This window comes from Mycetocola sp. (assembly GCF_025464835.1).
GTDB lineage: Bacteria > Actinomycetota > Actinomycetes > Actinomycetales > Microbacteriaceae > Mycetocola_A.
The window spans coordinates 12,493-32,651 of record NZ_JAODMP010000006.1 but is presented as its reverse complement, the minus strand read 5'-3'; the positions used below and the strand labels follow the sequence as shown (position 1 = coordinate 32,651).

Below are 20,159 nucleotides of genomic sequence, written 5' to 3'. Positions count from 1 at the left end.
ATCCAGGAGGAACCCATGACAGAAACCCAGAAGGTACTTGTGCCTCGGCCGACCGCCCTCGAATTCTTCGACGGGCCGGTCACCGACGCGAGCCTGCGCCGCTACCTCGAAGGAATCCCAGGCGTCGACGCGGTCGGGCTCGAGCAGCGCGCCGCCGGCCTCGGCACCAGGTCGATCAAGACCACCTCCAAGAAGCGTGCGCTTGACACGATCATTTCGCTCATCGACCTCACCACCCTGGAAGGCGCGGATACCCCAGGAAAGGTACGATCGCTCGTCGCCAAGGCCATCACCCCTGACGCTTCCGACCAGTCCACCCCACGCGTCGCCGCCGTCTGCGTGTACGGCGACATGGTGCCGTACGCCGTCGAAGCCCTCGGTGTGCACCATGCCAGGGGCACTGACTCGGGCATCCAGGTCGCAGCCGTTGCCACAGCGTTCCCATCCGGTCGTGCGTCACTCGCGGTCAAGCTCAGCGACACGGCGGATGCCGTGGACGCGGGCGCCGACGAGATCGACATGGTCATCGACCGAGGGGCGTTCCTCTCCGGGAGGTACGGTCAGGTGTTCGACGAGATCGTCGCCGTGAAGGAGGCGTGCCGCCGCTCGGATGGCAGCTACGCTCACCTCAAGGTGATCCTCGAAACCGGCGAACTCAACACGTACGACAACATCCGCAGGGCCTCCTGGCTCGCCATCGTCGCCGGCGGTGACTTCATCAAGACCTCGACAGGAAAGGTCGCGCCTGCCGCGACCCTTCCGGTGACCCTGCTCATGCTCGAAGTGGTGCGCGACTGGCACCGCCTCACCGGCGAGAAGATCGGCGTGAAGCCGGCCGGTGGCATCCGCACCTCGAAGGATGCCATCAAGTACCTCGTCACCGTCGCCGAGACGGTAGGCGAGGACTGGCTGCAGCCGGACCTGTTCCGCTTCGGCGCGTCGAGCCTGCTGAACGACGTCCTGCTCCAGCGGCAGAAGATGACGACCGGGCACTACTCCGGCGCCGACTACGTCACGATCGATTAAGGAAAATCATGAGCTTTCTGGACTATGCACCGGCCCCCGAGTCGACGGCGATCCTCACCCTGCGAAGCGACTACGGACTGTTCATCGACGGAGAATTCGTCGACGGACACGGCACTCCCTTCTCAACCATCTCGCCGGCCACCGAGAAGACGATCGCCACGATCGCCTCGGCCAACGACGAGGACGTGGACCGTGCCGTCGCCGCCGCTCGCAGGGCTTACGACAAGACCTGGTCGCGGATGTCCGGTTCTGACCGCGGCAAATACCTGTTCCGCATCGCACGCCTCGTGCAGGAACGGGCCCGCGAACTCGCCGTGGCAGAGAGCCTCGACAACGGCAAGCCGATCAAGGAGAGCCGTGACGTCGACGTGCCCCTCGTCGCCGCCTGGTTCTTCTACTACGCAGGGTGGGCAGACAAGCTGGACTATGCCGGCGCAGGCGCCAACCCTGCGGCGCTCGGCGTCGCCGGCCAGATCATCCCCTGGAATTTCCCGCTGCTCATGCTCGCCTGGAAGATCGCCCCCGCGCTGGCCGCGGGCAACACCGTTGTGTTGAAGCCCGCCGAAACCACCCCGCTCACCGCGCTGCTGTTCGCCGAGATCCTGCAGCAGGCGGATCTGCCGGCCGGCGTCGTCAACATCGTCACCGGGGCCGGCGCGACGGGTTCCGCTCTCGTGAACCACCCGGGCGTGGACAAGATCGCGTTCACCGGCTCGACCAACGTCGGGCGGGGGATCGCCAAGGCGATCGCCGGCACCGACAAGAGGGTCACCCTCGAGCTCGGCGGCAAGGCGGCGAACATCGTCTTCGACGACGCACCGATCGATCAGGCCATCGAGGGAATCGTCAACGGCATCTTCTTCAACCAGGGTCATGTCTGCTGCGCCGGGTCGCGGTTGCTCGTGCAGGAGAGCATCCACGACGAGGTCGTCGACCGTCTCAAGGAGCGCCTCTCGACCCTCCGCCTCGGTGACCCGCTCGACAAGAACACCGACATCGGCGCTGTCAACTCGGCAGCCCAGCTTGAGCGGATCAAGACGCTCAGCGACATCGGCGAGAGCGAAGGCGCAGACCGGTGGAGTGCTGACTGCGTTCTTCCCTCCGAGGGTTTCTGGTTCCCGCCGACGATCTTCACGAACGTGTCGACGAGCCACCGGATCGCCCGCGACGAGGTTTTCGGCCCCGTGCTTTCCGTGCTCACCTTCCGCACCCCGGCCGAGGCAATCGCCAAGGCCAACAACACGCCATACGGGCTGTCCGCAGGCATCTGGAGCGACAAGGGCAGCCGCATCCTCGCCGTCGCCGACAAGCTCCGCGCCGGTGTGATCTGGGCCAACACCTTCAACCGGTTCGACCCGGCCAGCCCGTTCGGCGGATACAAGGAGTCCGGTTACGGCCGTGAGGGCGGCAGGCACGGACTCGCCGGGTACCTCAAACCGGCCGGTTCTCTCCGTTCAGTCACCGCCTCACCGGCAGCCGATGCGACCGACTCAGCCATCACGACGACAAAGGAAGCCGCCAAATGAGCCGCCTCGCCGTACCCAAGACCTACAAGCTCTACATCGGTGGAAAGTTCCCCCGGTCGGAGTCCGGGCGCACATACGAAGTCGTGACGACGAACGGGGCGTTCCTCGCGAACGCAGCGAAGGCATCCCGCAAGGATGCTCGCGACGCGGTCGTCGCTGCGCGTTCGGCGGTTCCCGGCTGGGCGAATGCCACCGCGTACAACAGAGGCCAGGTGCTGTACCGGATCGCCGAACTCCTCGAGGGCCGTCGCGCCCAGTTCATCGACGAGATCGTGCAGTCGGAGGGCGTGTCGACGTCGGCCGCCACCCAACAGGTCGACGAGGCCATCGACCGCTGGGTCTGGTACGCCGGCTGGGCCGACAAGTACGTGCAGGTCACCGGTAACGCGAACCCCGTCTCGGGGCCGTACTTCAACCTGTCGGTGCCTGAGCCGACCGGTGTCGTCGCCATCGTCGCCCCGCAGAATTCCTCGCTCGTCGGGTTCGTGAGCGTGGTGGCCCCGGCACTGGTCGCCGGGAACACCGTCGTGGTGCTCGCGTCCGAACGGCTGCCGCTGTCGGCGATCACCCTCTCCGAGGTGCTCGCGACGAGCGATGTGCCCGGCGGTGTCGTGAACATCCTCACCGGGTCGGCCGCTGAAGTCGCCCCATGGCTCGCGTCACACGCGGATGTCAACGCCCTCGACCTCACCGGCGCCGGTGCACTGAACTGGGTCGACCTGGAGATCGCCGCAGCGGAAACGCTCAAGCGCGTGTTGCGGCCAGAGGGCGGGACCGACCCGGCTGCGCCGAGTCTCGACCGGATCACGGCGTTGACGGAGACGAAGACGGTCTGGCACACGAAGAGCCTGATCTAAGTTTTGAGGGGTGGGGCTGAGGGCAATGTGCTCCTCAGCTCAGAACTCGACACCCCGCAAAATGCCCTCAGTCCCACAGGCGATCACACATCCTCCGCGGGAAACTGTTGCTCCGCCTCCCAGGCGCGAAGCTCCGGCGTGGCCTTTCGTGACCGGCAGCCGTGTGGGATGCTGTCGCGCGTGGAAGACGAGACGGTAGCCACCGACATCCGTTCCCGCTCCGAGCAGTTCGCCCGCGTCGAGGCCGACCCGCGCTCGCCGCTCTCTGCGGAGTGGGCTCTCCGGCAACCGGTCGCGCCGATCGAAGTGGGAGCGTCGGCCGGGCTCTGTCTGCACCCGGACCGGTGGCGCTACGACTTCGGGCATGGGCGCACCGTCGGCGACCCGGGCGCTCCACTGCTTTCGACACGTGCGAACGCCGCGACGCCAGTGCCGAACGCAGTGCCTGAGGTGGTCTGGCGCGCCGGGATCGACCTCGATCCGCGCGACGTGTCCGACGAAGACGACCTTCGCTGGCTGGAGACGCTCATCTGGCCCGTTGTCAACGGGGAAGAGGACGCCGGACGACGAAAGCGTCTCCCTGCGGCAGCGGACATCGCCCGATCCGACCCTGCCCGCATCGACCGAGGCGACCTGCTCACCGAGACGGCGCGGCTCCTCGAGGAGGCGTCCCGCTCCGCCGAGAGTGTGGTGGTGTTTCATTCAGCAGTTCTCGCGTACCTGCCCGAAGACGCGCGCACGGAGTTCGCCGATCTCATGGCATCCTCACCGGCGACCTGGATCGCGAACGAACGACTCGGAATCGTCACAGGAACGCAGCGCATCCCGGATGCTCCGCCCGAGGCGTTCGCGATCACCGTCGACGGATCGCCCGTTGCCCTCGCTGACCCGCACGGGAGCTGGCTGACCTGGCTCGAGCGCTGATGGGCGGACCCCGTGCCCTCCGAACTGGGGCAAGCGCGCAGCGGGTCCGAAACTGGCAGCTCGTGAGAAGGTGACAGTGACAGAATCCGACGTAAACTGACAGGTCCGACCGGACCGCCCAGCGGCGGAATGCAAGGGAATCGACAGGGATGTCAGACAGCGACTCGGTGAGTACGGATGGCGCCGAAAGCACGGGAGCTTTTCAGACGCTGGTGATTCGCGCCTGGATGGAAACCGGGCACGAACGCCGATTCCGAGCCAGGCTCATCGTACCGAGCGAGCCGGGGGACGCCGGCTCCACGTTGATCACGAGTACGCCGGAGGATGTCATCGTCGCTGTACGTGACTGGCTGGCGACTATTCAGGCGGAGGAAGGCTCCCCGCAGTCGCCACCGCGAGACGACCAGGAATTGTAGACTCCGCTCTTTTTCCACAACCTGCGCCGTGCGTCAAGCCCGGGTCCGTGCGCGCGACTCCGTTGACATCTCATCGATTGCCCAGCCATCCTGAATCCTGTTGAAAGTGCTGAGGCGCAGTAGCCCAGACCCGCTGCTTTCCTCCCGTTCCTCCCAAAGGGGGTGCCGTGATGGGATCAGATGACCACACCGACTGGACGGTCCGCCTGTTCGGGTTCTGGCATCTCAGCCGAGATGGTCATCCGGTCGTGGTCAGCACCCGACAGCAGCGAATCATCGCCGCGCTCGTCGTGCGCGGCCCTCAGACACGGCGCTCACTCGCGAGCTTGTTATGGCCGGAGAGCTCCGAACTGCAAGCCTCAGGCAACCTCCGGGCGAGCCTGTACCGGGTTTCGCATGAGCTTCCTCATCTGATCGGCACATTCGGCGACCTGCTGGCTCTCGAGGAGAGCGCCCGGGTGGACGTGTACCGTGTCCGCGAGCTGATCAGCGCGATCGAGCGGCCGGCGGAAGAACTCCCTCAGGAGGCAGGGGAACTCCTGCGCACAGCCGACCTGTTGCCGGGCTGGTACGAGGACTGGGTGCTTTTCGAGCAGGAGCGACTGAACCAGCAGCGCCTTTCCGCCCTCGACAATCTGTGCCGCCGGGCACTGATCGCAGGCCACAGCGCCGAAGCGATTGCGTTGGCGACCATCGCCTCGGGAATCGAACCACTCCGGGAGCGATCACAGCTGCTGCTGGTGCGCAGCTATCTCGCGGCGGACGACCGCGCGTCCGCCCTCAAGTGCTACCAGTATTTCCGCGGGCTCATCCACCGTGAACTCGGTATTACTCCTTCGCCGCGCTTCGCCGAACTGCTCGGCATCCCGAGCGAGACCCATGACCTGAGACACCCACCAGGCAGCCCTCAATACGAAGGCTCCGGGCGATCGGTCCCATCGGCGGCCAGGAGGTCCGTCGACCTCCGGAAGTCGGTGGAGAACTGATGTCACACAACGGCACCAGCTGCGCGGCCATCCTGACCTGCAGCCGCGTAACGGACCGATAACGGCACGATAACGCTCGCGCGGTTGACTTGCCTCCATCGACCGACTCGCCGATCGAACGAAGCAGGGGAGGGGGTGAACACAATGCTGACAATCGCTGAACTCGACGCGCAGTCCGTGGAATTGCTGCCGAGCAAGGAGACGCTGTTCTTCGACACCAACTGGGCTGCGGTCTACGCCTCGAACTCGTCGCTCGCGGTGAACGCCGCGACGCTCCTGTCCTCGGCCAACAGCACCGCTCTGCAGAGCGTCAACGTGTACCAGGGTTAGCACCATTTCCGTCTGGCGCCTGAGCTTCAGGCGTCAGACGGAGAGGAAGGAAAGGGTTCATGAACAAGATCGACCTCACCCCCGAGATGCTGGATGCCGAGACGGCGGAACTTCTGCCTCGGCGCGAAACCCTCTACCTGGATTTCGACATCAATGTCTCGCCGGTTATCGGTATCAACATCGCCATGGCGATCAATGCCGCGACGATCGGATCCGTGGCGAACGCGGGAGCGTGGCAAGACCTCGCTTCGGTGCAGTTCTGAGTCGAGGCGGTGGGCATAGCCCCGCTTTGAGCAGGGCATGCCCACCGTCACCGTCCCATCCCTGACGCGGAGGTCAACCCCTATGACAGCCACAACGTTGCCGACCCGCCAGCCACGGTGGCGCCGTGCCTCCGGTGTGGAAATGCTCGGCCCCGTCTCCGATTCGGGACTCGTGCACGTCACCTGCCTGGTGCAACGCCGCGACGGCCAGGTGATTCAGATCTCGGAATTGCTCAACATCGTCCTCGCCTCTGCAGAGCCCAACCAATCCCTCCAAGCATGGGCGCGGACGATCAGCGAGGCGTACGGCAACGAATTGAGTGTTGATGGGCTCAACCACCTGATCGACTCCAAGCTCGTGCCGCTCGGGCTGGTCGAAGACGCGGCCGCTGAATCAACTGCTGCGATCCGACTGCCGAAAGCGAATCCGCTTCTCGCCCTCCGATTGCGCTCCACGATCCTTCCGGCTCCTGTGGCCCGGCGGATAGCCGGATGGCTGGCACCGCTCTTCTTTCCCCCGGTCGTCGTTGCGGCGGTGACGGGCCTTGTGCTGATCGATGTCGCCCTCTTCCTCACCGGCGACGCTATGTCCGCTCTTCAGCAGGTGCTGGTATCACCCGGGTTCCTGCTCGCTCTGTTTGCCCTGCTCACGACAGGCGCTTTGATCCATGAGCTGGGGCATGCGGCCGCCTGCTCGTACGGCGGGGGAAAGCCAGGAGCCATCGGATTCGGCATCTACATCGTCTTCCCTGCGTTCTTCACCGATGTCACCGACTCCTACCGTCTCAGCCGGGTGAGTCGCATCCGGACCGATCTCGGAGGCCTGTATTTCAACGTGTGGTGTGTTCTGGCTGCCGGGGTCGGCTACCTGCTCACCGGCAACGCCATCCTTCTTCTGCTGGTGATCGTGATGCAGATCCAGATGCTCCAGCAGCTGCCTCCCACGATCCGTCTCGACGGGTACTTCATCCTCGCCGATCTCGCCGGCGTTCCCGACCTGTTCTCGCGGGTGGGACCTGTGGTGCGAAGCCTTATACCCGGCAGGGCGCCTGATCCACGGGTGGCGGAACTGCGACCGGCCGCGCGACGCATCGTCACAAGTTGGGTGGTGATCGTCATCCCGCTGCTGATCTTTGTGCTGGCATGGACTGTCTGGAGCCTTCCGATCATCATCGAACAAACGGTCGCCGCCATCCGGGTGCATGCGCAAACGATCACGTCCGCCTGGGCGGCGGGGCAACCACCCGAATTCGTCCTCGCAGCACTGTCGATCTTTCTGCTGGTTCTCCCCTTGGCTGGCCTCGCGGTCATCCTGACCCAGCTGGTTCTCTCTCTCATGCAGTTCGTCAACCTCCGGATCGTCGCCTGGCGTGGCAAAAGCGATCGGACCGAACCTGGACGCCGACGAGAGAGGAACACAGCCGTGAACGCATTCAGGCCGCTTCCAGAGCCGGCGAAGGCCGCTCCACCTGAGACGAAGGTCAACGAACCGGCGGAACTCCCGCCGCGGGAACCTGCACCGCTGGTCTCACGAGAGGCGCGGACGTCATTCCTCGTCAAGGAACGTTCCGAACCGCCGGCTGCCGACGGATGGCGCGGCGCACTCGCCAGGGCGACAGATCTCTCTGTTCCGCCCTCCCGCGCCGAACATAACCGACGGCTCCTGGCGCAGATGGTCAGCCGCCATTGGGTGGGCCCGCGCACCACCTCGGTCGTCAATGGCAAAGGCGGCGTCGGAAAGACGGTGACAACGGCCATGTTGGCGGCGGTGTTCGGGCGTTACGGCGGCATCGGCGTCCTGGCGTGGGACAACAATGACACCCGAGGAACCCTCGGCTGGAGAACTGAGCAGGACTGGCACGATGCGTCCCTCAAGGACCTTGTGCCGGCCGCTGAGTGGCTGTTGTCACCAGCCGCACAGGTGTCGGACCTGGCGCGATTCGTTCACCACCAATCGGCCGACAAATACGATGTGCTGCGCTCGAACCCCGAACTGCTGGCCAATGAACAGCGCATCACCAGCGACGTGTTCGATGCCCTTCATCGAGTCGCCACCAAGTACTACAGGATGGTTCTCTTCGATTCGGGCAATGACGAGTCGGCTCCGCGATGGCTGCGCATGATCGATGTCACCGACCAGCTGGTGATTCCCACCACGACGCAACCGGAATCGGCCGAATCTGCGGCCCTCCTCCTCGAGGCATTGAGGGACCGTGATGATCGGTCGGCGAGATTGGCCAGCAATGCGGTCGTCGTCGTCCTGCGTTCTGAGCGGGCAAGCACGCCATCACAGGCGCGGCGCATCGCCGATGGTTTCGCCGCAATCGCGCGATCGGTCATCATCGTCCCGTTCGACGCTGCGCTGCATGACGGCGCTCTCCGTTTCGATTCGCTCAAGAGCCGTACCAGGAACGCGTGGCTCGAAGCGGGCGCAGCAGTCGCCTCCGGCCTCGACGATGAACGCGCCGGCTCGGTGCGACGAACGGATGCTGTCGTCACGAACGTGGCGACCGCGCTGTCCTCCTCGCCGCGCAGCCCCCGTATTGGGGCACCGGTGCGTCCGCAAAAGTAACGAAACGGTAACGGCAGCCCCTAGAGTAAGGCCACCAGGACTTCTTCCCGAGAAGGAACAGGTGGTCGATGACGACACCAGGCCCCCGCGCGGGCGGCGCTTTCCCGCTCGGCGCGAGCTTTTGCGCAGCCATTGCCATCGTGGTGCTGCTCATCCTCAACCCGGCCAGCACCCCGGTGCACGCGACGGACATGTTCGGCGAACTGCGCAAGCCGGGGGAGTCGTCGTTCGTTGCCGGTCACCGCGGTGACCGGTCGACGGCGCCCGAGAATACGATGGCGGCGCTCACGAGGGCCATCACATCGCCCCAGGAGTTCGTTGAGACGGATGTCACCCGCTCACGCGACGGCGTTCCCGTCCTCTTCCATGATCGGACGCTCGGGCGGACCACCGACGGCAGCGGTCCGATCGCTGACAAGACCCTTGCCGAACTCAAGCAGCTCGACGCCGGATCCTGGTACTCGGCCGAGTTCGCGGGGGAGCGGATCCCGACATTGGAGGAGTTCCTCGTCGCGCTCGCGCCGACAGCCAAAAAGACCCTGCTCGAGCTGAAGGGATACTGGTCCACCGACGACCTCGCCGCCGTCACCCGCCTGCTCGACCGATTCGATCTCAGCGGACGTGTCATCTTCATGAGCTTCAACCTCGGCTCGCTCTCGAGTGCCGCCGACCTGGCGCCTGGCACTCCGCGCGTCGCCATCGTCCGCTCGCTCCCCGAGGACACCGTCGGTTTCGCCCGGTCTTTCCGTGTGATCGGCGTCGTCACACGGGCGTCCGCCATCCGAGAGCGCCCTGAGGTTGTGGACGACATGCACGCAGCCGGGCTCGGCGTCATGGTTTACACACTCAACTCGACCGACACCTGGGCCGAGGCCCGCGAACTGGGCGTCGACGGGATCATCACGGACAAGCCCTCTCGTCTGGACAAATGGCTCGCGGAAACGGCCCCGGGAACCTGAGTGCTGGCCCAACCGAGTACCCCCGGGGGGTATGGTGGATTCTGAGCGCGCTTCCGCGCTGAGAGGACACCAATGACCGAGAACACCGCGACGCTCGACATCTCCGGCATGACCTGTGCGAGTTGTGTGGCGCGCGTCGAAAAGCGCCTGACCCGTCTGGACGGCGTCGTCGCTGAGGTCAACCTGGCGACGGAGAAGGCGCGCGTCCGTTTCCCGGACGCCGTCTCGATCGACGAACTCGTCGCCGCTGTCGAAGCAGCGGGCTATTCGGCGACGCTCGCACCGGAGAAGCGCAGGCAGACCTCCGCCCCGGCGGAGGTTCCGGCCCCCGAGCCGGACCCGTTGCGCACCCGTCTTCTGATCAGCGCGCTGCTCAGCCTGCCGGTCATCGTCCTCGCGATGGTCCCTGCATGGCAGTTCGCGAACTGGCAGTGGCTGTCCCTCGCCCTTGCCGCACCGGTCGTCGTCTGGGGCGGGTATCCGTTCCACCGGGCGACCTGGGTGAACCTTCGCCACGGTGCGCTGACGATGGACACCCTCATCACCATGGGCACCGGTGCCGCGTTCGTGTGGTCGCTCTGGGCGTTGTTCTTCGGGTCAGCCGGGATGCCGGGGATGACTCATGAATTCCGGTTGTTCACGCCAGATGTCGACGCGACATCCGCCATCTATCTCGAGGTCGCTGCCGGCGTCACCGTGTTCCTCCTGCTCGGCCGGTATCTCGAGCAGAGGTCGAAGCGCACGGCAGGCCAGGCGCTGCGGGCTCTCCTCGAACTCGGGGCGAGGGATGTCACCGTGCTCCGCGCCGAGACATCCGAAGCAGCGCCCCGCGAGACCACGATCCCCATCGACGACCTCGTCGTCGGCGACCTGTTCGTCGTCCGGCCGGGGGAGACGATCGCGACAGACGGCATCATCGAGTCCGGGACGGCGGCCGTCGACGAAAGCATGCTGACCGGCGAGTCCCTCCCGGTCGACGTCCGCGCAGGCGACAGCGTCACCGGAGCGACGATCGCCGGAGGCGGCCGGCTCGTGGTGCGGGCCACCCGGGTCGGCAGCGACACCAAACTCGCGCAGATGGCGAGGCTTGTCGAAGACGCTCAACTCGGCAAGGGACGTGTGCAACGGCTCGCCGACCGCATCTCGGCGGTCTTCGTACCGGCGGTGATCGCACTCGCCGTTCTCGTGCTCGCCGCGTGGGTGCTCACCGGAAACCCGGTGTCCGCAGGCTTCACCGCGGCTGTGGCCGTGCTGATCATCGCCTGCCCGTGCGCGCTCGGGCTCGCCACGCCGGTTGCCCTGCTCGTGGGCACGAGCCGCGGTGCGCAGTCCGGCATCCTCATCACCGGGCCAGAGGCCCTTGAGCGTGCTCGCGGTATCGACGTTCTGGTGCTCGACAAGACCGGCACGGTGACCACCGGCGTCATGACGCTCACCGACGTCACCGCGACGGACGATGCGGCACTTCGCCGCGCAGGGTCCCTCGAAGCGTTTTCGGAGCATCCGATCGCTCGTGCCATCGTCGCCGGGGCAGGGCCGGACCTGCTTCTGCCGGTCGCCGGGTTCGTTTCGGCGTCAGGGCTCGGCGTGACCGGACGGGTCGACGGTGTGCCGGTTGTCGTCGGGCGCCCCGAGTTCGCCGCCGAACACGGGTGCACCATGCCCGCCGCACTCGCCGATGCGGTCGCGACCGCAGAGACGTCCGGGGCTACCGCCGTCGTCGTCGGCTGGGACGGCGAGGTCCGCGGCGTCTTCGCCGTGTCCGACCGGGTTCAGCCGGGCGCGCGAGCCGCCGTCGACCGGTTCAGGCGGCAGGGCCTCACCCCGGTCCTGCTCACCGGCGACAACGAACGCGCAGCGCACCGCGTCGCGGCCGAGGTCGGCATCGACCGGGTGATCGCCGGTGTGCTGCCCGAACAGAAAGTGGAAGAGGTGCGCAGGCTCCAGGCGGCAGGGCACCGCGTCGCGATGGTCGGTGACGGCGTCAACGACGCCGCGGCCCTCGCAACGGCAGATCTCGGCCTCGCCATGGGAACGGGAACGGATGCCGCCATGTCGGCTGCGGACATCACCCTCGTCCGGGCGGAACTCGGCGCCGTCGCTGACGCCGTAGCACTGTCCAGGCGGACACTCGGCACCATCCACGGCAACCTGTTCTGGGCGTTCGCGTACAACGTCGCCGCCCTCCCGCTTGCCGCTTTCGGGTTGCTCAACCCGATGGTCGCCGGAGCCGCTATGGCTTTCTCGAGCGTCTTCGTCGTGCTGAACAGCCTGCGGTTGCGCCGGTACCGTCCGGGCAGCTGACACGGCGCACCACGCCGACGGCGAATTCCAGCGGTTTCCCGGGCGTGCATGCCATACAATTGCACTGCGCCCGCTTTTTCCGGTGCGTCGATCCGCATGAAGAGTTCGCGTTGATCGGCCATCGAACCAGCGCCCGCATGTCTCGGCCAGTGGCATCCGCCTGGTCATTCGACTGCTCAGGAGGAGCATGCCGCACACCGGTACACGACGTTCATCCGGCCGACAGGCCAACCGCGGCTCATCGTCAGGGCGCGGTTCGCAGCCGCGATCCGCGTCGAGACACGACGATGAAGCGCCCATCATCCCGATCCTCGCCCGCAAGGTCCGCGAGGTCGAGGCGAAGGCCCAGAAGGGCAAGGTCGGTCCGACCAACCGGACCAAATTCCAGGTGATCGCGTTCCTCGTGCGTGAGGAACGCGCGAAAGTCAAAGCCGACAAGGAACTCAGCGACGCCTCACGGGTCGAACTCCTCAAACGCCTCGACGGTGTGGCCACCATCCTCGCCAAGACCGCCGCACGCGACACGTCTCTCATCACGCTTCTCGAAGCGGATGCTGCGACAACACCCGTCGCGCAGAAACTCCGCAGGGACTGGCTGATCGAGTCCGGCGCAGAACTCAGCCCGGACGAACTCATCATCACGACGAACAAACCCGCTGTGGAGGCAGTCGTCCCGGCCGAGCTCGCCGAAAAGCAGGTCATCCCGCAGTCGGTCAAGTCACGCCTGCTGGCCAACCCCTTCCTCGCCCCAGACCTCGACCAGCCCGCGCCGCCTCCGCCCGTACGGGGGCGCCTCGGCAACTGGGAACTCATGGGCCCGCTCTACAAAGCTTTCGAACAGGGCTCAGGCGGCCGCGCAGCGAGCATGGACCTGCCAGAAGCCCCGAAGATCGACCGGCTGTCGCCGAAGAACCTGGAGATCATGCGGCACCAGGCTCGTTTCGTCGAAGCCGTCCGTGAGGGTCACCGCACGTTCCTGCTCGCCGACGAACCAGGCCTTGGCAAGACCGCGCAGTCGGTGCTCGCAGCATCGGTGGCGAACGCGTATCCGCTCCTGGCCGTCGTGCCGAACGTCGTCAAGATGAACTGGGCGCGCGAGGTCGAACGGTGGACACCGAACCGCCGCGCAACAGTCGTCCATGGCGACGGCCGCGATCTCGATGCGTTCGCCGACGTCGTCATCGTCAACTACGAAGTCCTCGACCGGCACCTCGCGTGGCTCGGAACCCTCGGTTTCAAGGGCATGGTCGTCGATGAGGCGCACTTCATCAAGAACCTGCATTCGCAGCGATCGCAGCATGTCCTGTCGCTGTCCCAGCGCATCCGTAAGCAGACGCCGGGCGGCAATCCGCTCCTGATGGCGCTCACCGGCACCCCGCTGATCAACGACGTCGAAGATTTCAACGCCATCTGGCAGTTGCTCGGCTGGACGCAGGGAGACAAGCCGGCGTCAGCGCTGATGGAGAAACTCGAAGAGACCGGTCTTACCCCGGCCGATCGGGAGTTCTACCCTGAGGCGCGCAGCGCCGTCATCGACATGGGTATCGTCCGTCGCCGCAAGGTCGACGTCGCGAAGGATCTGCCGTCCAAGATGATCGCTGACATGCCTGTCGAACTCGACGACGACCTCGGCCGGTCGATCCGCGACGCTGAGCGTGAACTCGGCGCTCGGCTCCTCGCCAAGTACCGCCGGATCCTCGACGCCCGCGGGGAACGTGCATCATTCGCCGGCGGCCCGGACACCGACATCATGCGCCTCGTCGCCCAGGGTGAACTCGACGAAGCGAAAGCCTCAGGCGGAGCCGAGAACGTTTTCACCATGGTTCGCAAGATCGGCCAGGCGAAGGCGGTGCTGGCATCCGATTACACCGCACAACTGGCACACTCCGTCGGCAAAGTCGTCTTCTTCGCGAAGCACATCGATGTCATGGACACCGCAGAGCAGGTGTTCGCCGCCCGCGGCCTGCGCACGGTGTCTATTCGGGGCGACCAGTCGACTCCTGCCCGCCAGCAGGCGATTGACGCCTTCAACACCGACCCATCGGTCGCTGTTGCCGTCTGCTCGCTCACCGCGGCAGGCGTCGGCCTGAACCTGCAGGCGGCGTCGAACGTCGTTTTGGCGGAGCTCAGCTGGACCGCCGCCGAGCAGACTCAGGCGATCGACCGTGTGCACCGGATCGGCCAGGAAGAGCCGGTCACGGCGTGGCGGATCATCGCAGCCCACACCATCGACGCAAAGATCGCTGAACTCATCGACAGCAAGCATGGGCTCGCCGCGCGCGCACTCGACGGCAGCGACCAGGACGTCACGTCGAGCGATTCGGTTCAGCTCAACGCGCTCGTCGCCCTGCTGCGCGACGCGCTGGAGGCGTAGGGGTGGCGGCCGCCAAGCCGGCGTTACCGGACTTCACGCGACCGGCCCTCGCTCCAGGCATCCTCGCGGCGATCGTGCTTTTCGTTGGTGTCGCGCTGATCGACAGCAGCTGGTTCATCGCCGTGCGCTTCGTCGTCGCGATCCTGGCGGTGATCGTGGCGTGGTTCGCCATCCAGGGCCAGAAATGGTGGTGGTTGATCGTTCTGCTGCCGATCATCGTGCTGTGGAACCCGGTGTTCCCTCTCGGGCAGAGCGGAACGGGCTGGATGTCGGCGCAACTGATCGCCCCGATCTTCTTCGTGGCGGCAGGCGTGATGATCACCGTGCCGAGGGCGGAAAACGAGCCGCGGCCACGCTGACCGCGGTGCCAGGCCGCTAAGCGCCTTGCTCGCCGGCGAGTTCCTCTGCTTCGGCCGGGGTGTCCGCCTTCACCGAAGGATCATCGGCGACACGGCCTGCCTGCCCGCTCGGCACTTCGGTCACGGTGTCGCTGTCTGACTGGCCCTCCGCAGGGTCAGCGGCCGGGTCGTCGGCGACGACGTCGGCGTCCTGCGGCACGGAGAAGTCGCTGAGGGGATCGTTGGCATTCGTGTCGTGTGTCATGGTCCGAGGCTACGCTCACGCGGCACCGAACTCCACCCTCACACCCCGGAGCGATCCGGTTCAGGCGCCGAGCGCGGCCTTCACGGCGATCAGCGACGGGTTCGTCGCCGTCGTGCCGTCGGGGTAGACGACTGTCGGCACCGTCTGGTTGCCGCCGTTGACGCTGGCGACGTACTCGGCCGTACCTGGGACATCCTCGATGTTGATCTCGGTGTACCCGATGCCCGCTTTGTCGAGTTGCGACTTCAGGCGGCTGCAGTAGCCGCACCAGGTGGTCGAGAACATCGTGATCGTGCCGTCGGCGGGGATGAAATCCATGGGGGAAGAACCTTTTCGTCGAGATGAGACAGGGCGTGGGAACCGCCGCACAGCGAACGGGTGTCGTCTCACGCTATCCTCAATGCAGCAACGTCGCTGCCCTTTTCATTCCCCCAGCTCCAGTACGAGGAATCAACCTATGAGAATTGGTGTGCTCACCAGCGGCGGCGACTGCCCCGGCCTCAATGCCGTCATCCGTGGTGCGGTGCTCAAGGGCACCCGGATCCACAACCAGGAGTTCGTGGGTATCCGCGACGGCTGGAAGGGTCTCGTCGAAGGACTGACGATGCCGCTTGACCGGCACAGCGTGCGCGGCCTCGGCAAGCAGGGCGGGACCGTCCTCGGCACGAGCCGCACGAATCCGTTCGAGGGACCGCACGGCGGGCCGGACAACATCCAGGCCACGATGGACCGGCTCGGCCTGAATGCACTCATCGCCATCGGTGGCGAGGGGACGCTCGCCGCGGCGAAGCGGCTCACGGATGCCGGCCTCAAGATCGTCGGAGTGCCGAAGACCATCGACAACGACCTCGATGCCACGGACTACTCGTTCGGCTTCGACACCGCTGTCGAGATCGCTACCGAAGCCATCGACCGGCTGCGCACCACCGGTGAGTCTCATCGACGCTGCATGGTGGTCGAGGTGATGGGCCGCCACGTCGGCTGGATCGCCCTGCACGCCGGCATGGCCGCCGGCGCCCACGCGATCCTCATTCCCGAGCAGCCGCAGTCGATCGACCAGATCTGCGCCTGGGCGAAGAGCGTCGGCGACCGTGGTCGCGCACCGGTTCTCGTCGTCTCTGAAGGCTTCACCCTCGACACGATGGAGAGCGCACACTCCGAGAAGGGCCTTGACGCGTTCAACCGTCCACGGCTCGGCGGCATCGCCGACGTGCTCGCGCCGATCATCGAGGAGCGCACCGGGATCGAATCCCGGGCCACCGTGCTCGGCCACCTCCAGCGCGGAGGCGTGCCAAGCGCATACGACCGCGTGCTCGCAACCCGCCTCGGCATGGCAGCGATCGACTCCGTCATGAAGAAGGAGTGGGGCACCATGGTCGCCCTGCGCGGAACCGACATCGTCAACGTGCCGTTCGAGGACGCCCTCGGCGGGCTGAAGACCGTTCCGCAGGAACGCTACGACGAGGCCGCGATCCTCTTCGGTTGACGCAAACGTGGTGAGCGGAGGCCGTTCCCGGGCCGTTCGGTCGGCATGTTCGACGGATGAACGGTTGCGTGGGTAGGGTCCCGCGGTTCGTCCGTCGCGGATGCGGATTTTGGTGCGCGGAACCCGTCATGTGCGCCGGATGAACGGTTGCGTGGGCAGGGTCCCGCGGTCGAACGGATGCGTCGGCTCGCCCCCGGCGACGCATCCGTCCGGCGCGGTCTACGTCGCCAGTCTCAGCGCGTCCAGCACCCACGCCAGCTCGTATGCGCGCTCTCGCCAGGCGTTGTACCGCCCGCTCACGCCGCCGTGCCCCGCGTTCATCTCGACCTTGAGTTGGACAGGGGCGCCGACCTCGCGCAGCCTGGCCGTCCATTTCGCGGGCTCGACGTAGAGCACGCGGGTGTCGTTGATGCTCGTCACGGCGAGGATGCGCGGGTACCTGACGTTTTCCCGCACGTTCTCGTATGGGGAGTACGACTTCATGTACTCGTAGACGGCGGCGTTCTCGAGCGGGTTGCCCCACTCGTCCCACTCGATCACGGTCAGCGGGAGGTCCGGGTCGAGGATGCTCGTAAGGGGGTCGACGAAGGGAACCTCGGCGAGGATCCCGGCGAACAGTTCGGGAGCGAGGTTCGCGACCGCTCCCATCAGCAGACCGCCGGCGCTACCGCCCTCGGCGACGAGGGCATCCGTCGTCGTGTAGCCGGCGTCGATAAGGTGCCTCGCGCACGCGACGAAGTCGGTGAACGTGTTCTTCTTGGTGAGCGACTTGCCGTTCTCATACCACGCCCGTCCCAGTTCACCGCCGCCGCGCACGTGCGCGATCGCGAACGTGACCCCGCGGTCGAGCACGCTGAGGCGGGCGATCGACATGGCCGGGTCCATGCTCGCCTCGTAGGAACCGTAGCCGTACAGCAGGAGGGGTGCCGGCCGCTCGGCCCCTCGTTTCCAGACGAGTGAAATGGGCACTCGGGTGCCGTCATCCGCGGTAGCCCATTCCCGGGCCTGCTCGTAGTCGTCGGGCGAGTACCCGCCGAGAACCGGCTGCTGTTTGAGCTGGGTGAGTTCGCCGCTGGCCACGTCGAGGTCGTACACGGTGGCCGGAGTGACGAGGGAACCGTACGACAGCCGGACGGTCGGCTGGGCCCACTCCGGGTTCGCCGATGCGCCGACGGTGTAGAGGGGTTCCTCGAAGCGGACCTCACGAACATCGATCGCCGCCGGCGACGAGACGCCCTCGAGTGTGGCGATGCCGAGGCGGCACAGCCCTTCGCGTCGGTAGCTGAAGACCAGATGCCCGGCGAAAGCCTCCACATCCTCCAGCCGCACGTCGTCGCTGTGGGCGCGCACGACGGTGGCGTCCGCTGGGCCGTCGCCGACGGCATCCGGGGATACGGCCACAAGCTCGAAATTGGGCGCGTCGGCGTTGTGCAGGACCAGGAGCGTGTCTGCGCCGTCGATCACCGCGTGCTCGACGGAATATTCGACCCCGTCCCGTCGCGGCCACACGACGCGCGGTTGGGTCGTTGCGTCGTGCCCGTCGATGAGCAGCCATTCGCTCGTGACGCTCGACGAGACGACCACCTGGATATACCGTCGGCTGCGGGTCACGCCGACCCCGACCCAGAACCGTTCGTCGGGTTCAGAGAGCACAACGACGTCGAAACGCGTCGGCGTGCCGACCTCGTGCCGCCAGAGTGTGTCCGGTCGCCAGGACTCATCCACGGTCGTGTAGAACACGAATCGACCGTCAGGGGAGAACGCGGCTCCGTGTGAGGTGTTCTGGATTTCGTCTGGGAGGTCTTCGCCGGTCACCAGGTTCCGGACGCGCAGCGTGAACCGTTCATCCCCCTCGGTGTCGAGAGCCCAGGCGAGGAGTTCTCCGTCCTGCGAGACGTCGAACGAACCGAGCGAGAAGAAGTCGTGCCCGTCAGCCTCGACGTTGCCGTCGAGGATGACCTGTTCGCCGGGCACATCGACGCCGGGTTCGAGTACCGGGGGAGTCCAGTCGTCCTCGCCGGTGATCGGGGCGCGGCAATGGATGCCGTACTCCTTGCCCTCAACGCTGCGGCCGTAGTACCACCAGTTCCCCTCCCTGACAGGCACGCTGAGGTCCGTCTCGAGGGTTCTGCCCTTGATCTCGCCGAAGATCGTCTCCCGGAGGTCGGCCAGATGCGCGTTCTGCTGCTCGGTATAGGCGTTCTCCGCCTGGAGATGCGCTACTACCGCGGCGTTCTCCTTGTCACGCAACCACTCGTAGTTGTCGATGACCAGGTCGCCGTGGTGGGTGCGCTCGGTCGGGTGCGTCGCCGCGCGCGGCGGAAGAAGTGAAGACATGCTTCAACGCTACCGGCGTAGGGTCGACCCATGAGCATTTCGCACGCCTACCCCCTCAACGACGGCCAGTCGATCCCCGCGATCGGCTTCGGCACCTACCCGATGAAAGGACAGGAAGCGACGGATGCCGTCGCCAACGCCCTCGACATCGGCTACCGGCTGATCGACACGGCGGTGAACTACCGGAACGAGGAAGCCGTCGGCCGCGCCATCGCCGGAAGCGATGTCCCGCGCAGCGAGATCACGCTGGCAACGAAGCTGCCGGGCAGGGACCACGGTTATGACGAAACGCTGCGTTCGTTCGACGCATCATGCGCGGCCCTCGGGGTCGACGTGATCGACCTCTACCTGATCCACTGGCCCAACCCCCGCGTCGGCCGTTACACCGAGAGCTGGAAAGCCATGGTGCAGCTTCAGAAGGACTCCAGGGTGCGTTCCATCGGGGTATCCAACTTCACACCTGAGTTCATCGAACGGCTCGACGCAGAGACGGGAGTCCTGCCCGCCGTGAACCAGGTGGAGTTGCATCCGTACTTCCCGCAGGAGGCCCTCGTTGCGTTCCATGCGGAGCGCGGGATCATCACGGAGGCGTGGAGCCCGCTCGGCAAGCGGGCCGCCCCCTATCAGGAACCCGTTGTCGGTGACATCGCGGCGGCGCACGGGATCAGCGCCAGCCAGGTCGTGCTGCGCTGGCATCAGATGCGCGGTGTGGTGCCGATCCCGAAGTCAGCAGATCCCGAGCGTCAGCGCTCGAACTTCGAGATCCCGCCGGTTGAACTCGAGGCCGCGGAAATAGCCGCGATCACGGCGCTCGGCCACGCCGATGGCCGGCTCTTCGGCGGAAACCCGGAGACGCACGAAGAAATGTAGTGCTCCTAGGCCTTTTTGACGACTCGGAGACGGGAAACGGTTTCCTCCAGCTCGTCCTCGGCTCGGACGACGACGTCCGAGGCATCCAGACCTACGTGATCGAGTACACGCAGAGGGATGCGGTTCGCGCCTTCGCCGACACCGTCGCAGACGAGTTCTACTGAGACGCCCCTGGAACGGGCGGGGAGCAACCGTTCGCCGAGGCACAGATACGCGTCGTCGTTCCCGAGGAGCTGCCCGGTGCCCTCACCGGCGAATCCGCCTCTATTACGCCGGACCGCAGGGATCGACCACGCAGTGCGAGCTGCACCAGACGCCGGTCGGCG

19 protein-coding genes are annotated in these 20,159 nt (G+C 66.1%); 16 read left to right on the top strand and 3 right to left on the bottom strand.

All coding sequences use genetic code 11. From position 1 onward, the window contains the following. Window positions 1-15: 15 nt before the first annotated feature. From deoC to JWP90_RS00545, 13 genes are all read left to right on the top strand, one after another. A complete protein-coding gene (gene deoC, locus JWP90_RS00605; protein WP_297358509.1) occupies window positions 16-1,026 on the top strand; it encodes a deoxyribose-phosphate aldolase in 1,011 nt (336 codons plus the stop codon). Window positions 1,027-1,034: 8 nt separating this feature from the next. After that, window positions 1,035-2,552, top strand: a complete 1,518-nt coding sequence (locus JWP90_RS00600) for an aldehyde dehydrogenase family protein (protein WP_297358507.1) — start codon at window positions 1,035-1,037, stop codon at window positions 2,550-2,552. Then, the gene (locus tag JWP90_RS00595; RefSeq protein WP_297358505.1) at window positions 2,549-3,409 is read left to right on the top strand and encodes an aldehyde dehydrogenase family protein; all 861 of its coding nucleotides are present in this window, start codon (window positions 2,549-2,551) and stop codon (window positions 3,407-3,409) included. Before JWP90_RS00600 ends, JWP90_RS00595 begins: the two co-directional genes overlap by 4 nt. A gap of 180 nt (window positions 3,410-3,589) precedes the next feature. Further along, a complete protein-coding gene (locus JWP90_RS00590) occupies window positions 3,590-4,333 on the top strand; it encodes a DUF2332 family protein (RefSeq protein ID WP_297358503.1) in 744 nt (247 codons plus the stop codon). Window positions 4,334-4,482: 149 nt separating this feature from the next. Then, window positions 4,483-4,749, top strand: coding sequence for a hypothetical protein (locus JWP90_RS00585; protein WP_297358501.1), 267 nt, complete (start codon window positions 4,483-4,485; stop codon window positions 4,747-4,749). 170 nt (window positions 4,750-4,919) lie between these two features. After that, complete coding sequence (locus tag JWP90_RS00580) at window positions 4,920-5,735, top strand: BTAD domain-containing putative transcriptional regulator (protein ID WP_297358559.1); 816 nt, start codon at window positions 4,920-4,922, stop codon at window positions 5,733-5,735. 144 nt (window positions 5,736-5,879) lie between these two features. After that, window positions 5,880-6,065, top strand: coding sequence for a hypothetical protein (locus JWP90_RS00575; protein WP_297358499.1), 186 nt, complete (start codon window positions 5,880-5,882; stop codon window positions 6,063-6,065). Window positions 6,066-6,124: 59 nt separating this feature from the next. Further along, window positions 6,125-6,328: a hypothetical protein gene (locus JWP90_RS00570; protein WP_297358497.1), complete on the top strand. Its 204-nt coding sequence runs from the start codon at window positions 6,125-6,127 to the stop codon at window positions 6,326-6,328. Between the two features lie 82 nt (window positions 6,329-6,410). Continuing rightward, window positions 6,411-8,900, top strand: coding sequence for a ParA family protein (locus tag JWP90_RS00565; RefSeq protein WP_297358495.1), 2,490 nt, complete (start codon window positions 6,411-6,413; stop codon window positions 8,898-8,900). Between the two features lie 68 nt (window positions 8,901-8,968). Beyond that, complete coding sequence (locus tag JWP90_RS00560; protein WP_297358493.1) at window positions 8,969-9,859, top strand: glycerophosphodiester phosphodiesterase family protein; 891 nt, start codon at window positions 8,969-8,971, stop codon at window positions 9,857-9,859. 72 nt (window positions 9,860-9,931) lie between these two features. Beyond that, window positions 9,932-12,163 carry a cation-translocating P-type ATPase gene (locus JWP90_RS00555; RefSeq protein ID WP_297358490.1) on the top strand — a complete coding sequence of 744 codons (2,232 nt, stop codon included), beginning with the start codon at window positions 9,932-9,934 and terminating at the stop codon, window positions 12,161-12,163. Window positions 12,164-12,350: 187 nt separating this feature from the next. Beyond that, on the top strand, window positions 12,351-14,537 hold the full coding sequence (locus JWP90_RS00550; RefSeq protein ID WP_297358489.1) for a DEAD/DEAH box helicase: 2,187 nt from the start codon (window positions 12,351-12,353) through the stop codon (window positions 14,535-14,537). A 2-nt stretch (window positions 14,538-14,539) separates the two neighbouring features. Next, window positions 14,540-14,896, top strand: a complete 357-nt coding sequence (locus JWP90_RS00545; RefSeq protein ID WP_297358488.1) for a DUF6804 family protein — start codon at window positions 14,540-14,542, stop codon at window positions 14,894-14,896. Between the two features lie 16 nt (window positions 14,897-14,912). Here JWP90_RS00545 and JWP90_RS00540 read toward each other — a convergent pair whose 3' ends face one another. Both JWP90_RS00540 and JWP90_RS00535 read right to left on the bottom strand, forming a co-directional pair. Continuing rightward, window positions 14,913-15,140 (bottom strand): hypothetical protein, encoded by a 228-nt coding sequence (locus JWP90_RS00540; RefSeq protein ID WP_297358487.1) that lies wholly within the window; start codon window positions 15,138-15,140, stop codon window positions 14,913-14,915. Between the two features lie 60 nt (window positions 15,141-15,200). Next, a complete protein-coding gene (locus JWP90_RS00535; protein ID WP_297358485.1) occupies window positions 15,201-15,458 on the bottom strand; it encodes a mycoredoxin in 258 nt (85 codons plus the stop codon). 139 nt (window positions 15,459-15,597) lie between these two features. On the opposite strand from JWP90_RS00535, the gene JWP90_RS00530 reads away from it, so the two are divergent. Further along, window positions 15,598-16,626: a 6-phosphofructokinase gene (locus JWP90_RS00530; protein ID WP_297358484.1), complete on the top strand. Its 1,029-nt coding sequence runs from the start codon at window positions 15,598-15,600 to the stop codon at window positions 16,624-16,626. Between the two features lie 219 nt (window positions 16,627-16,845). Here JWP90_RS00530 and JWP90_RS00525 read toward each other — a convergent pair whose 3' ends face one another. Beyond that, window positions 16,846-18,963 (bottom strand): S9 family peptidase, encoded by a 2,118-nt coding sequence (locus tag JWP90_RS00525; protein WP_297358482.1) that lies wholly within the window; start codon window positions 18,961-18,963, stop codon window positions 16,846-16,848. A 30-nt stretch (window positions 18,964-18,993) separates the two neighbouring features. Here JWP90_RS00525 and JWP90_RS00520 point away from each other — a divergent pair, with 30 nt between their 5' ends. Beyond that, window positions 18,994-19,833, top strand: a complete 840-nt coding sequence (locus JWP90_RS00520; protein ID WP_297358480.1) for an aldo/keto reductase — start codon at window positions 18,994-18,996, stop codon at window positions 19,831-19,833. After that, window positions 19,833-19,997: a hypothetical protein gene (locus tag JWP90_RS00515; protein WP_297358478.1), complete on the top strand. Its 165-nt coding sequence runs from the start codon at window positions 19,833-19,835 to the stop codon at window positions 19,995-19,997. Before JWP90_RS00520 ends, JWP90_RS00515 begins: the two co-directional genes overlap by 1 nt. Window positions 19,998-20,159 lie beyond the last annotated feature (162 nt).

What these genes read in the sequence shown, in the direction of transcription:
- JWP90_RS00555 (WP_297358490.1), top strand. Translation starts at nt 9,932, where the DNA reads ATGACCGAGAACACCGCGACGCTCGACATCTCCGGCATGACCTGTGCG.
- deoC (WP_297358509.1), top strand. Translation starts at nt 16, where the DNA reads ATGACAGAAACCCAGAAGGTACTTGTGCCTCGGCCGACCGCCCTCGAA.
- JWP90_RS00530 (WP_297358484.1), top strand. Translation starts at nt 15,598, where the DNA reads ATGAGAATTGGTGTGCTCACCAGCGGCGGCGACTGCCCCGGCCTCAAT.
- JWP90_RS00600 (WP_297358507.1), top strand. Translation starts at nt 1,035, where the DNA reads ATGAGCTTTCTGGACTATGCACCGGCCCCCGAGTCGACGGCGATCCTC.
- JWP90_RS00565 (WP_297358495.1), top strand. Translation starts at nt 6,411, where the DNA reads ATGACAGCCACAACGTTGCCGACCCGCCAGCCACGGTGGCGCCGTGCC.
- JWP90_RS00570 (WP_297358497.1), top strand. Translation starts at nt 6,125, where the DNA reads ATGAACAAGATCGACCTCACCCCCGAGATGCTGGATGCCGAGACGGCG.
- JWP90_RS00520 (WP_297358480.1), top strand. Translation starts at nt 18,994, where the DNA reads ATGAGCATTTCGCACGCCTACCCCCTCAACGACGGCCAGTCGATCCCC.
- JWP90_RS00550 (WP_297358489.1), top strand. Translation starts at nt 12,351, where the DNA reads ATGCCGCACACCGGTACACGACGTTCATCCGGCCGACAGGCCAACCGC.
- JWP90_RS00595 (WP_297358505.1), top strand. Translation starts at nt 2,549, where the DNA reads ATGAGCCGCCTCGCCGTACCCAAGACCTACAAGCTCTACATCGGTGGA.
- JWP90_RS00575 (WP_297358499.1), top strand. Translation starts at nt 5,880, where the DNA reads ATGCTGACAATCGCTGAACTCGACGCGCAGTCCGTGGAATTGCTGCCG.
- JWP90_RS00580 (WP_297358559.1), top strand. Translation starts at nt 4,920, where the DNA reads ATGGGATCAGATGACCACACCGACTGGACGGTCCGCCTGTTCGGGTTC.
- JWP90_RS00585 (WP_297358501.1), top strand. Translation starts at nt 4,483, where the DNA reads ATGTCAGACAGCGACTCGGTGAGTACGGATGGCGCCGAAAGCACGGGA.
- JWP90_RS00535 (WP_297358485.1), bottom strand. Translation starts at nt 15,458, where the DNA reads ATGGATTTCATCCCCGCCGACGGCACGATCACGATGTTCTCGACCACC.
- JWP90_RS00560 (WP_297358493.1), top strand. Translation starts at nt 8,969, where the DNA reads ATGACGACACCAGGCCCCCGCGCGGGCGGCGCTTTCCCGCTCGGCGCG.
- JWP90_RS00540 (WP_297358487.1), bottom strand. Translation starts at nt 15,140, where the DNA reads ATGACACACGACACGAATGCCAACGATCCCCTCAGCGACTTCTCCGTG.
- JWP90_RS00525 (WP_297358482.1), bottom strand. Translation starts at nt 18,963, where the DNA reads ATGTCTTCACTTCTTCCGCCGCGCGCGGCGACGCACCCGACCGAGCGC.